Origin of the sequence: Thermoflavimicrobium daqui (assembly GCF_003313465.1) — a bacterium.
GTDB lineage: Bacteria > Bacillota > Bacilli > Thermoactinomycetales > Thermoactinomycetaceae > Thermoflavimicrobium > Thermoflavimicrobium daqui.
On the sequence record NZ_KZ845664.1, the window covers coordinates 330,507 to 343,312 of the forward strand.

General features: G+C 38.0%; 11 protein-coding genes and 1 riboswitch. Of the genes, 7 read left to right on the forward strand and 4 right to left on the reverse strand.

All coding sequences use genetic code 11. The features are described from left to right. Positions 1–17 precede the first annotated feature (17 nt). Positions 18–221: a GNAT family N-acetyltransferase gene (locus DL897_RS04585; RefSeq protein WP_338067075.1), complete on the reverse strand. Its 204-nt coding sequence runs from the start codon at positions 219–221 to the stop codon at positions 18–20. After that, entirely contained in the window at positions 218–1,099 is an 882-nt protein-coding gene (locus tag DL897_RS04590; protein ID WP_113657961.1) for a LysR family transcriptional regulator, read from the reverse strand. The genes DL897_RS04585 and DL897_RS04590 overlap by 4 nt, the downstream gene beginning before the upstream one ends. Positions 1,100–1,204: 105 nt before the next feature. Between DL897_RS04590 and DL897_RS04595 the strand changes: the two genes are divergently transcribed. Further along, positions 1,205–2,413, forward strand: a complete 1,209-nt coding sequence (locus DL897_RS04595) for an MFS transporter (protein ID WP_113657962.1) — start codon at positions 1,205–1,207, stop codon at positions 2,411–2,413. A gap of 23 nt (positions 2,414–2,436) precedes the next feature. Here DL897_RS04595 and DL897_RS04600 read toward each other — a convergent pair whose 3' ends face one another. Next, positions 2,437–3,096, reverse strand: coding sequence for a TetR/AcrR family transcriptional regulator (locus tag DL897_RS04600; RefSeq protein WP_113657963.1), 660 nt, complete (start codon positions 3,094–3,096; stop codon positions 2,437–2,439). Between the two features lie 431 nt (positions 3,097–3,527). Here DL897_RS04600 and DL897_RS04605 point away from each other — a divergent pair, with 431 nt between their 5' ends. Both DL897_RS04605 and abc-f read left to right on the forward strand, forming a co-directional pair. Further along, a complete protein-coding gene (locus tag DL897_RS04605) occupies positions 3,528–4,676 on the forward strand; it encodes an FAD-dependent monooxygenase (protein ID WP_113657964.1) in 1,149 nt (382 codons plus the stop codon). Between the two features lie 395 nt (positions 4,677–5,071). Continuing rightward, a complete protein-coding gene (gene abc-f / locus DL897_RS04610) occupies positions 5,072–6,898 on the forward strand; it encodes a ribosomal protection-like ABC-F family protein (RefSeq protein WP_113657965.1) in 1,827 nt (608 codons plus the stop codon). A gap of 121 nt (positions 6,899–7,019) precedes the next feature. Here abc-f and DL897_RS04615 read toward each other — a convergent pair whose 3' ends face one another. After that, positions 7,020–7,874, reverse strand: coding sequence for a Cof-type HAD-IIB family hydrolase (locus DL897_RS04615; RefSeq protein WP_113657966.1), 855 nt, complete (start codon positions 7,872–7,874; stop codon positions 7,020–7,022). Between the two features lie 192 nt (positions 7,875–8,066). Between DL897_RS04615 and DL897_RS04620 the strand changes: the two genes are divergently transcribed. The 4 genes from DL897_RS04620 (at position 8,067) to DL897_RS04635 (ending at position 12,280) form a co-directional block, all read left to right on the forward strand. After that, entirely contained in the window at positions 8,067–9,575 is a 1,509-nt protein-coding gene (locus tag DL897_RS04620; RefSeq protein WP_113657967.1) for a coproporphyrinogen III oxidase, read from the forward strand. 265 nt (positions 9,576–9,840) lie between these two features. Further along, a complete protein-coding gene (locus DL897_RS04625) occupies positions 9,841–10,734 on the forward strand; it encodes a hypothetical protein (RefSeq protein ID WP_113657968.1) in 894 nt (297 codons plus the stop codon). A 388-nt stretch (positions 10,735–11,122) separates the two neighbouring features. After that, complete coding sequence (locus DL897_RS04630; RefSeq protein ID WP_113657969.1) at positions 11,123–11,614, forward strand: HEAT repeat domain-containing protein; 492 nt, start codon at positions 11,123–11,125, stop codon at positions 11,612–11,614. A gap of 423 nt (positions 11,615–12,037) precedes the next feature. Continuing rightward, on the forward strand, positions 12,038–12,280 hold the full coding sequence (locus DL897_RS04635) for a hypothetical protein (protein WP_145962194.1): 243 nt from the start codon (positions 12,038–12,040) through the stop codon (positions 12,278–12,280). 325 nt (positions 12,281–12,605) lie between these two features. Further along, positions 12,606–12,798: riboswitch (cobalamin riboswitch) on the forward strand. The last annotated feature ends 8 nt before the right edge of the window (positions 12,799–12,806 follow it).

A 12,806-nucleotide genomic window follows, 5' to 3' on the forward strand; every position in this document is an offset into this window, starting at 1 on the left:
TTCAATCGTATCGGGATCTAGTCCTTTATATAGATTAAGATCGAATCTAAGCCACAAGACTCATAAAATTGACAGGCTCTAACATTGGTGTTCTGAGTTTCTAACATCATCCCTAGTAAACCACGACGGATTGCCCAATGCTTCGCATATTCCATCAATTTTTTGCCAATCCCATACCTTCTAAAATTTAGATCAACCTTGATGTCTTCAATATAAGTCACTGTAACTGGTCTTGTTTTTTTATGAGCTGGATAAAAGCATGAAGTGCTTTGGACATAAATACGTCATGGCGATGAATAAAAGATATACAGACTTGGGCAAAGCTCGGGGGTAAAGAATGGGGATAAAGGAGAGCGTCTGGTGAATACTGCTGATATTTCTCGAGTATAGAACGGGTTGTAATCCCAATCCCAAGTCCTGCTTGGATACAGCCGAGGATGGTATCAATGCTACTAAATTCTCGAAATAGTTTAGGGATGATTCCCGCTTCATGTAACCATTTTTCCAGACGCGCTCGATAAGCACAACCTACTCCAAATACAAGGATGGGCTTTTGTTGCAAAAGAGAAATAGGGTCTGTCTCTGATAGATGGCTAACTACAACGAGCTCCTCATGCCAGATAGGGATTGTGCTTAGATCAGGGTGCTGAATCGGATCGGGAACAAAGGCACCATCCAACTTATAATTGAAGACGTGTTCGACTAAAGCAGTTGAAGAGGCGGTTTCAAGTGAACAGTCCACTTGTGGATAGGTTTGACAGTACTGAGTTAGCACAGGTGGGAGACGAACGGCAGCTGTAGACTCAGTCGATCCAAGGGAAAGGGAACCAGTAACAATGGATGTCTCATTACGTACAGCTTTTATTGTTTCATCCAGCATATGTAGGATTTTTTCTGTATAGGATAGGAGCGTTTTGCCTGCAGAAGTGATTTGCACACCCCGACTATGTCGATAAAAAAGTGTGGTATGTAGCTCTTTTTCTAGTTGTTTGATCCGATTGGTTACATTGGACTGTACATAGTTAAGCTTTTGGGCTGCTTTGGAAATACTTTGTTCCTGTGCTACGATCTGAAATATTTTTAAATCTTGTAGATCCATAAATTCCTCCAAAGCTATCATTAAAATTGATAGAATCATTCACTTCCATTCATTTTTAATGATAAGATAAATGATTTAGTATGTAAATGAAAGGAAGTGATTTTAGTGGAGGTCAATCGATGGAAAATACTTGGTTTAGCTACAGCTGTACAAGCAAGCTCGACCATGATTACTTATGGAGTGGGACCGATTGCGACCGTTTGGCAGGAGCAGCTAGGTTTATCTCAGAGTCAAGTAGGCTTTCTAGTATCTACAGTAAATCTGGGCCCTCTTTTTTCGATGATCTGGTTGGGACGAGCCTTAGATCGCTATGGTGAACGATGGTTAATGGGGATGGGAACGATTTGTATAGGAGGTATGTTCATTGGCATTTCGATGGTACAACAATATTTGATTCTATGTTTGGCTTTGTTGGGGATTGGACTTTTTTATGGAATTGCCCAACCTGGAGGAACCAGAGTAATCACTCGGCTTTTTTCCAAGGAAGAGCGTGGTCTGGCGATGGGAATTCGTCAAGCAGCCATTCCTTTAGGTGGTGGTCTGGCTGGATATTTCGTTTCGACCTTCAGTGAATTGTATCACTTATCACTAACAATGACAGTTCTTGGCAGTTTAGCAGTATTAACTGGAATGATTTTTCTATGGGGTTTTCGTAATGAAAAAGGGAAGGAAGTAAAAAAAGAAAAGACCTCATCATTTCGCCTAACCCTTCGTATTCTATGGCAAGATCGCAGGCTATATCCACTCATAGGGATCGGAATGGTTTTGATATCTTTACAAGCAATTTTGGTAGCACACTTAACGGCTTATTTGAAGCTATATTCAAGCTATAGTGCGAGAGAGGCGGCTATGTTGTTTGTCTTCACCTTCTTCATGGGCATGATCGGGCGTATTCTATTACCTTGGCTAGCAGATCGATTTGGATCACAAAATTATGCAAATTATTTAGCTTGGTCAGCAGGAGCAGTCATTCTCGGATTATGGTTACTGATATTAGCTCCCAAAGCAATACCGATGGGTATAGCAATTCTTATATTTAGTTGGTTGGGATTGTTCGCCTTAGGTTGGTATAGTTTTTTTATACTGGAAGTAACCAAGCGATCAGCAGATGATGCTGTAGGAGTCACGGTGGGATATGTTTTGACATGGAATCAAATCGCATTGATCTTAAGCCCTTGGTGGTTTGGTATATTGGTTGACTTCTTCCATGACTTTAAGCTAGCTTGGATCAGTTGGACAGGGTGTATGTCTCTGATTCTCGTAGTTGCTCTTATCTTTGAATATCGATATAGAAGAACCCAAACCAGAGCTTAACCTGTTTTGGGCTTGGATAAGAATTAGGGATGGGATGAATTTGATAAATGCTCTTTTGATTGGTATATGCCGTATTTTAAAATTTCACACACTTCGGTAATTTCTTGATAAATATCTTCAAATAAGCTCAATCCTTTGTCGGATTGGGTTTGTAGCGTTTGGATATGTTTATTAGAAACGGCTTCAAGCAATAAGAAAACGGTCTGTATGGTTTTATCTTGATTGATTCCAGGACGAAAGTTCGAACGATCTATATTAGAGAAGAGGAGAGATGAGTTTAATTGATGAAATTCTTCCAGTTTGTCTTTGATCTCATTTCTTAATTCATCAGGAACCTCATATACAGAAGCAAAGAGAAAACGATATTCTAAGGGGTGTGTTGTAAATACATCGATTTTGATCTTGCCAAATAGAAGAAGCCGATCAAATAAATCCGTCGGTAACTTTTTGACTTGAAGAAGGATCTGATTTTTGATGAGGTGGAGGCATTGATCAAAAATATGTAGATATAGATTCTTTTTATTTTTAAAGTAGTGAAACAAGAGCCCTTTCGATATGCCAGCTGCTTGGGTAATTTGATTAGTAGAAGCTTTATCATAACCTTTTTCTGCAAATTCTTTCAACGAAGCTAGATAGATTTTTTCCCGTTTATCCTTAGGAATCTGTAGGTTGATCGAAGTCATGAAAATCACCTTTTTTAAATTAGTTTTTATTAGGAGCCGACTACTGAAAGTGAACAAGTATATCTTAACTGGAATGGTTAGATATTTCCACTTTCATCACAGGACGGTTATTTGTAAACCTTTCTTTAATGGACTGATCTTGAATGCAATTCAGGATTGGTTCATGGATAGGTAGAATTTTTTATTCTTATTATTGACCATATGGTCAATGTCCTTAAATACAGTATATCGATTCATGACCCAATGGTCAATATATAGTCAAAAAAGCAACCATGAGTTCAAATGTTTTTTTGGTAAGCTTAAAATAAGTTAAATCGATAACCTGACATCTATCGACTCAGATTTAGCCATCTCAAAACATGCTGATAAACTTCAATCAAAAGAGAAGAAGCAGAATAATATGATTTAAATATAGGGAGAGAGGGCACTAGATGAAAGCCATTATTGTTGGAGCTGGAATCGGAGGGCTCTGTGCAGCTATTTCCTTAAAACAAGCAGGATTTGAAGTGGAAATTTTTGAACGTGAGCCTGAAATTAAGCTGGTAGGAGCCGGATTATCTCTTTGGGAGAATGGTACGAAAGGGCTTGAACTATTAGGATTAGGGGATTCACTAAAAGAAATAGCTGTACCAAATGGTGGAAAAATTTGCGATTGGCAAGGAAAACCATTTTCTTCAGGAAATGAAGAATCGATTGTCCATATGGTTGATGTTCCAGTAATGGGAGTTCATCGAGCTGATTTACATGCTTTGTTAATGAAAGAAATTGAAGAAAAAGAACTTCATTTAGGTTCGGAGTTTATTTGCTTTGAACAGACTTCTGATGGTGTTACTGCTTATTTTAAAGACGGATCCATTGTTAAGGGAAGTATTTTGATTGGTGCTGATGGGGTAAAGTCACGGGTTCGAGAGCAGCTATTTCCACAGATTAAAGTGAGATATGCAGGTTATCTGGCTTGGAGAGGTGTAGCCTATCTAGACCATTCTAATCTCAAACATGGTGAAAATTTCGAAGCGTGGGGTTTTGGTCAACGCTTTGGTATTCTTCGACTAAGCCAAAATCGGATCTACTGGTTTGCCACGATTAACTCTCCCCAAGATCTTCGATCAGAAATAAACAGACACCCATCTTTTTTATTAGATCGGTTTCAAGGTTGGCTTTCGCCAGTAGAAGAGTTAATCCAGATGACAAAAGATCACGATCTCTTTTGCCATGCAATATATGATATGGATCCGATGCGAAGATGGGGATTTGGTCGCGTCACTTTGCTAGGAGATGCAGCTCATGCAATGACTCCAAATTTAGGTCAAGGTGCAAACCAAGCGATCGAAGATGCCCTTGTCTTAAGTAAAATGATCCAAGAGAATGATCAACTGGATCAAGCTTTACTTCAATATGAAAATAAACGAATCCAAAGAACTTCTAAGCTTATTCTCCAGGCACGTCAAGTGGGGAGGGTTGGACAATGGTCCCATCCGTTTGTATGTCGGGTTCGTGACCTTATTTTTCGTAAAACACCAAACTCAGTGCTTAAAAAACAATTTTCCTTTATCAAAGAGGATTTTTTAAACAGTAATTAAATTGGACTTGAGATCGCAAATATGGTAAAATGACTGCAAATAATTGTGGGTGGAGGTATTAAAGGAGCCATGCGCATTCATTCCGTTCGATAAGACCCAATGATTCATATAGATACGGTGGTCTTTACTGCTTGTAAGAGCAAGCGGTCGGAATGCGTATGCCCTTTTTTATATATCGTAGGAATCGATAGTGTGAGTTTAGAGTAAATTGTCTTGGTAATAGATCAGCTTTTACAATGATAAACGGCTGATTTCTATTCAAATGGTGATTACAAATCAACTCCACTTTTTGTCGGTCTCTCTTTTTGGTATACAACTCAAACTGACCCTTCGCATCATTCAAGCAGATAGGCTACCGTTTTAGCCTATTACTTTATTGATGCGGAGGTTTTTTTATGTTGATTTTAAAAGTGGAAGATTTAAAAGTAGAGCTACAAGGTCAACCTGTTTTTGACAAAGTGTCATTAGAGATTAATGAAGGTGAGCGCATTGCTTTAATAGGGGGAAATGGAGTAGGGAAGACCACATTACTTCACACGTTGCTAGGACGAATTTCACCGTTAGAAGGTAAAATTTATCGTCGCTACCCCGTCAAGTTGTGGGGACTTTTAGAGCAAGATGGAATTGACCTAGAGAATCAAATAGTAAGAGAATTTATTCAGTCAGGTAATACCCAACTCTATCAATTAAAACAAGAGTTATTACAGTTAGAAGAAAAAATGGCACGATTAGAAGGAGAAGAGTTAAACCAAGCCGTAGAGCGATATGGTATAATATTCGATCGTTATCAAACGATGGATGGGTTTGGAGGGGAACATAAAGTAGAATCCTTGCTAAATCGGTTTCGTTTACCAGGTGAACAATTTTTTCGACATCTAAGTGGGGGACAAAAGACCAAAGCTCAGCTTGCTCGTATTCTTATTCAAGAGCCTAATTTCTTACTGCTTGATGAGCCAACCAATCATTTGGATTTGGAAACACTAAATTGGCTGGTTCAATTTCTCAACTCCTTTCGAGGGACGGTTTTATTTGTATCACATGATCGCTCTTTTATCGATCAGATAGCCGATAAAACGGTAGAATTAACCTCACAAGGATCAAAAACATATCCAGGAGGGTATAAAGATTATTTGCAGGAAAAAGAGCGTGAACGAAAAGAGCAAGCTGCTTTGTATAAAAAGCAACAACAAGAAGAAAGAAAACTTCAAGAAGCGATAAAGCGTTACCATGAATGGTTTAATAAAGCACATGCCGCTGCGGGAGAGCGAAACCCATTTTATAAAAAGAAAGCCAATAAGCATCAAACCCGTTTGCAAGCAAAGGAAAAAGCACTGGAGCGATTACAAGAAGAAAAAGTAAATAAGCCACAAGAGCCTACTCGTATTCATGCAAAACTTGAAGGTAGTTCTTCTAAAGCTCATCATTTGATTCGTATGGAACATGTTCATTTTCAATACGGGTCACAACCCATTTTTCAAGATTTGAACCTCGTGATTTCTCGTGGTGATAGGCTCGTCGTGATGGGACCGAATGGGAGTGGGAAAACGACATTTTTAAAGCTTCTAGTAGGGAAACTTTCACCACAGTCTGGAACAGTGATCCACCATCCTACACTAAAAATTGGTTACTTTGCACAGGAGCTAGAAAATTTAAATGAAGATCAAACCATTCTTGATCATTTGTTAGATTTACCTATGATGACTCAACGAGAAGCGCGCCAGATCTTAGCCAGCTTTTTATTCCGAAGAGATGAAATCTATCAAAAAGTTGGGAACTTAAGTATGGGAGAGCGCTGTCGGGTCGCTTTTGTACGGCTATACTTTTCTGATGCTAATTTATTGGTATTAGACGAACCGACCAATTACTTGGATATTTCTGCCCGAGAATGGATTGAGGAAGCACTACAACATTATCCAGGGGCTTTGGTCATTGTTTCGCATGACAATTATTTATTAAGAAAAGTGTCTAATCGAGTACTGGCACTTCAAGATGGAAAAGTAGAGTTTTATCCCGATAGCTATGAAAGATATCAAGCTTTTCTAACTGAGCGTTCTACTCAACCGTCTAATCCAGAGGTTGATCAACAAATCCGTCTCCTACGTTTAAAGTTGGCCCAGTTGATCACGTCAGAAGCAGATGAGTCCACCACCATCTCTCCTTCACTTAAAAAACAAATCCAAGAGGTCAAAGCAGAGTTAGAGCGCTTAGAAAGATTAGACTAGTCAAGTATAGGTTTAGAGAGGGTAACAAAGGTTCATTGGATTTATTTCCAATGAACCTTGTTTTATTCTATCATTCATGGATCAGTATGGTCATTTTAGAAGAAGGAAGCTAGTTTAGCATTTAAGCAGAAACATATTTATCAAGAGCATAAGCGACCCCATTTTCATCATTGGATAGAGTCTCATGGTGACAGATTTGTTTGACTTGATCGACAGAATTCCCCATCGCAATGGATAATCCCGCGATCTTCATCATGGAAAGATCGTTTAAATTGTCGCCGATGGCCACTGTATCTTTTAGTGGGATTTGTAGATGATTCGCTAGCGATTTTAAACCATTCCCTTTTTGGGCATCAATATGATTGATTTCGATGTTATGTGTAGCTGAAGCAGTAATTGCTAAATGAGGGTTTTCGGCTAGGATCTGGTGCAATCTTGCTAGTTTTTCCTGCTGATAGGAGAAAGCTAAAATTTTATCAACCAAAATGGACTCAGCGAATAATGGCTGACAGCTTTTCACAGGAATGTAGCTTGCTTTTTCAAAAATAAACTGAGTCCACATGTTAAATTCTGTCATGTCCATTTCAGGATTAGCACTTTTCGTTATATCTAGTTCTAATTGGAGGCTTTGTTTTCCATATTCAGGAGCATAAACTCCTTGATGGGTATATAGATGATAATAAATAGCATGTTCTTCAAGATATTGAATGATGTTTTCGGCATCGTGTTGGCCTAAAGGTGTTCTCTTGATGATTTGATGATTATAGAAAATAACAGCTCCATTGGCAGCGATGATCGGGCATTGGAGGTTGGCTGCGTCAAGAAGCTCTTGGGCATCTTCTACGGAGCGACCTGTACAAATGGAGATGATATTTCCCAGTGACTGAGCCTTTTTGATTGCGTCGGCATTCTCTTTGCTAATGACTCTTTCCTTTGAAAGTAGTGTGCCATCCATATCAATTGCAACGAGTTTCATGTTCGTTTTCCTCCGATATATTTCATGATAATTAGAATTTATTTATATACACCATATCAATCACTTTTTTGTATTGCAAGAATGATGCCCTATTATTCGTTCTCGATATAAGCGATATGAATGCAAAACTTCAGTTGATTTCCCTTGAAGCTTCCAGTAGACTGAAAGAGCAAATTGGGGGAGGTGGCATTTTTGCAACGAATTTATTTAAAAGGAATTCATAAAGACTTTTATCGGGAAATTGAACTGATTGCCTCCTTATTTTTTGAAGAGGTAAAGGTGACAGACTCATTGGCAGAACCGGTGGATGCCGTTCTCCAATTTAGTATAAAAGAAGCGAATCCTGCTTCAGTGACAGTCCTCTTATCAGAACCATCTGGTGAACAAACATGGCAAGCTTTTCATCAGCAAGAGATTCAAGAGACAGATGTCAAAGCGTACCGAAAGCGTCTAAAGAAATTGATTAGTTATACCGTCTTACAAGTATTCCAGCAAGCAACAGGTATCATACAATCATGGGGAATTTTAACAGGTGTACGACCGACCAAGCTCTTACACTCGATGTTGTTAAAAGGAAGTAAAGCCACTGAGGCAGCTCAGGTGTTACAACGGGAATATTTGCTTCAACCAGAGAAGATTGAAATCTTACAAGAAATTATTGAACGGCAATTAACCATGTTACCGGATCTTTATTCATTAGATCGAGAAGTAAGTCTTTATATTGGCATTCCATTTTGCCCAACGAAATGTGCCTATTGTACGTTCCCAGCTTATGCGATCCAAGGACGCAATGGCTCGGTTGAAGAGTTTTTGGCAGGGCTACATGAAGAGATCGCCGCTATAGGAAATTGGCTGAAAGAGAGAAATTTGCCGGTAACGACGATTTATTATGGTGGGGGAACACCTACCTCCATTTCAGCTACTCAAATGGATGCTTTATTTACTCAGATGAAACGATATATTCCTACGTACAACCAAGTTCGGGAGATTACCGTTGAAGCGGGGAGACCAGATACACTCGAACCCGAAAAACTAGCACTACTTAAACAATGGCAGATTGGTCGAATCAGTATCAATCCACAAAGTTTTAAAGAAGAAACTCTAAAATTGATCGGAAGGCATCATACGGTAAGAGAAACACTGGAGAAATATCAACTAGCCCGCGAAATGGGGATTAGTAATATTAATATGGACTTAATTATTGGGCTTCCCAATGAAAGTATGGAGGAATTTCAAAACTCGTTGGAAGTTATTCAGGAGTTAAAGCCTGAATCGCTAACGGTTCATACTCTCTCATTTAAACGAGGTTCGATCATGACGCAAAATAAAGAGAAATACCGTGTAGCAAAGCGGGATGAGATCGAAGAAATGGTACGGATGGCACGGGTGTGGGCAAAGCAAGCTGGATATGTTCCTTATTATCTATACCGTCAGAAAAATATATTGGGAAACCAAGAAAATGTCGGCTATGCTTTCCCAGGACAAGAAAGTTTATATAACATTATCATTATGGAAGAAAAACAGACAATTATCGGCCTAGGTTGTGGGGCAGTTAGTAAAATGGTAGCACCACAAACTGGGAAAATTAAGCGCTGGCCTAATCCGAAGGAACCGCAAGCATATATTAATACCTACCAGCAGCATATCCATGGAAAACTCCAAACTTTAGATGAGATGTTTGGATTTTCGATATTAGCATAGAAGATAAAACAACCAACTTATAATGATGAGTTGGTTGTTTTTTTCTCTAAACGAGATTTTATTTATTTTCACCTTATTATTTACAGAACATATATTCTTATATTAATATAACATTATCTATTCTTGAGCAAGTTGCATCATGTGATAAAAACCTAGATCATTCCTGAAGATAGAACTCGTCTTTTCAAAACGAAAAAAGCGATGAGTGGTAAATTTAAGAGCAGCCTCTATTTTTAAAAATAAAATGGATAAAGAAGGTGTTTAGATGTACTACGAAGAAGTTACCGACCCTATTTTAAATAAACATAGGGAGTCATTGATCGACTTATTGCTGACATCTTTTAAAGATGATATCTCCGAAAAAGATACAGCGATTATACATATCGAAGTAGGGAAAATGCTTACTTTTCATACAGCTGTTTGCCAACAGCCCTATCAACAACCTTATCTAAATAAACCTATTTATTATAATATAGAGTCGCATTTTGCAACCCAACCGTCTATCCAAGTCACTTCTCCTATTCAACGCCTGTCCATTGATATAGCAGGAACACAATTAGATCGATGGATATCCAACGTTTATACCCCTTATGAGACAAAAAGAGAAATCATTCAGTCTATTGGCAAATGGTTGAGTAAACTTTATAAAAAAGAACTTCCCCATATTTCCCAAATGATCTGTACCTCTAATTGGTGGATGCTCGATTATATGAACTTAAAAACGGGGAATTTAAACACGGTTAGACTATTAAAAACCAAAATCAAAGAGATTGTTTTAAAGAATTTTGAAGAACAGCGAGAATCGGTAGTTGAATCAGTGAAAGAGGCTTTAGTAGATGCCAAAGATAAAAAAATCGATTATCTGCTGGTAGGATATAACTTTCACACAGAAGGTTCTCAATGGGATTGTGGTTTTATGTACGATGTGTTTGCCTGTGACCAGAGAAACTGGGAAGAGCCTCCTTCACTTTGCTGTGGCTCAGTTGCCTTTTATAACCATTGGCACGAAAAAGTGATTGAATGTTTAGATGCACATGAACAAATTGAAGATATCGCTTGGAATTTATACAAACCTTGGTTAACCAAAGTAGTTCAATCCATCCCCGAAGTAAAGGCGTTTTCACTTCCTGTTAAAGTAGGACGGTCTCCGTATTACTAATAGAATGGGAAAAAGAAAACCGCTGCACGAGCAAGCTTTCTCTATAAAGGGACTTTTATTCTCGTTATTTGTTGAAGAACTATTTAATACCTCATATGGATCAAGGAGCTTTATGATTTATGATCTAGATGGTAATAACTTAGAGTTTGTAAAGGAAGTGTTATTGTCAACTATACCGTGTTCTTATCGATAGATGACTTGATTCTGAGGGGATCAAGTCGTTTTCTTTTTCTAGTAAAGATATGATCCAATTGTGTGCCACGATTTCAATAGGATATAGGTTAAAAATCATCTCATTTTTATACAAAATTAAAAGGATATTGAATATTAATAGCGAATATTCACTTCATATTTATTTTGAAACATTTTTTAGATAGGTTGTGAGTTAATGATAGAAAAAGGGTCAAAAGAGAAAAAAAAGCCATCTCTAGATAATAAAGCAGGATTATCCCCATGGAATCATATAACAGATGCTGAAGCAAAGCAGCTACGCCAAGGGGGAATGGTTGCACAGGACGAGTTAGAAGCAGAAGAAGTCTATTCAATATCTGAATTTATCCAAGCACTTTTTGAAACAAATGAAAAAGTACGAATGACCGCGGCTTATCGACTGAGCCGAATGGGGAAAGAAGCGATTGAACCGTTAGAAGCATGTTTACAGTCTGACATAGAAGATGTTCGTTTTTGGGCTGCTTGGGCAATCACAATGATTGATCCATCCCAAGATAAATACGTATCATTGATGATTCAGCAAATGACAAAACAAAATCATAACCGTTATATATTTGTTGCTGCTACTGAAGCTTTGCATGAGGTGATGAGTTATAAGGCTTCCCGAAAAGGTTCAAATAAGCCCAATCGATTATTTATTATAAAATAAAAGAGATCATCGGCTTATTTCAGGAGTGTTGACTAACCAAAAATAGGTAAGAGAGGGAGGTATTTTTCGACTAAGTCGACCTCATGCCCCGCTCTACGGGATAAGAAGTTCTAAGAGGCAAAGCCTATAAGAACTTCTATCATGTCTTACCTAGCGGAAGTAAATGAAATCAGAAGGGCTTTTAGCGCAATGACTTCCGCGTGTTACTTCCATACAGCTCCCAGCGTTTTATCTGATGGAAGGAGCAGAAGCGGACTCGGACTCATCCTTGAAAGAATCATCAGTCACGTGGCGAAAACATGCCCTCACTTCATTCCAATATGATGCAAATCAACAGCTCTGCAAGCTGCTTTAAAGCGATTGCCACTAAGCACGATTTCGGTTAAATTAAAAAGGAGGTTTAAGCAGAAAGGGAGAACGAGATTGAGACGAGTAATGGGCGCTATTTGCATGTTATTTTCGGTTTCGCTATTAGGATTTTTAATTTGGGTTCATCTCTTTTTATATGAAAAAAAATCAGAAGGAAACTTATTTTATATTTTATTTACGTTGCTCGAAATGAGTAAATTTCTCTATTTGATTATCATCGGGTTTAGTGTTATCTTTTTTGGGTTTGGAGTTTATCTGCTATTCAAAAAGAAAAAAAATAAAGCTGTCAATCAATAACAAAGACTGCGATCTTATCATAAGTATCGCAGTCTTCTTTTCATAAATCATATAAAAATATTTTATATCAAATGAATTTAGTTTGGAGGAAAGTGAAAAAGGGAACATAATAAATGAGATATATTGTGGATTTTTTAGAAAATAATATAAAACATGATTGAATTAATAGGAGCAGCATCGAATAAGGTGATTGATGGGGAAAACGAACTATATCACTGAGAAGATACTCTATTAAGTTTTAGCGTGTTTATAAATTGAATATAATCTAAATCTATTGTCTGTAATAAATTTATTCTATATACTCATATTGGTAGCTCTTTGAAAATTGCACAGCTTGGGAAAAGGTGGAATAGATGGTCAGTCTATTCCTTAATAGGGAAGTCCGGTGTAAATCCGGCGCGGTCCCGCCACTGTAAATGGGAAGTCCTGTCAAGTCACTGTGAAAGATGGGAAGGCTTGACATTGTATGAGACGTTTGACCCATGAGCCAGGAGACCTGCCTTTTCTAACAACACTGCTCAACCTA

Coding starts and splice junctions, on each gene's coding strand:
- DL897_RS04605 (WP_113657964.1), top strand. CDS start 3,528: ATGAAAGCCATTATTGTTGGAGCTGGAATCGGAGGGCTCTGTGCAGCT.
- DL897_RS04615 (WP_113657966.1), bottom strand. CDS start 7,874: ATGAAACTCGTTGCAATTGATATGGATGGCACACTACTTTCAAAGGAA.
- abc-f (WP_113657965.1), top strand. CDS start 5,072: ATGTTGATTTTAAAAGTGGAAGATTTAAAAGTAGAGCTACAAGGTCAA.
- DL897_RS04600 (WP_113657963.1), bottom strand. CDS start 3,096: ATGACTTCGATCAACCTACAGATTCCTAAGGATAAACGGGAAAAAATC.
- DL897_RS04630 (WP_113657969.1), top strand. CDS start 11,123: ATGATAGAAAAAGGGTCAAAAGAGAAAAAAAAGCCATCTCTAGATAAT.
- DL897_RS04590 (WP_113657961.1), bottom strand. CDS start 1,099: ATGGATCTACAAGATTTAAAAATATTTCAGATCGTAGCACAGGAACAA.
- DL897_RS04625 (WP_113657968.1), top strand. CDS start 9,841: ATGTACTACGAAGAAGTTACCGACCCTATTTTAAATAAACATAGGGAG.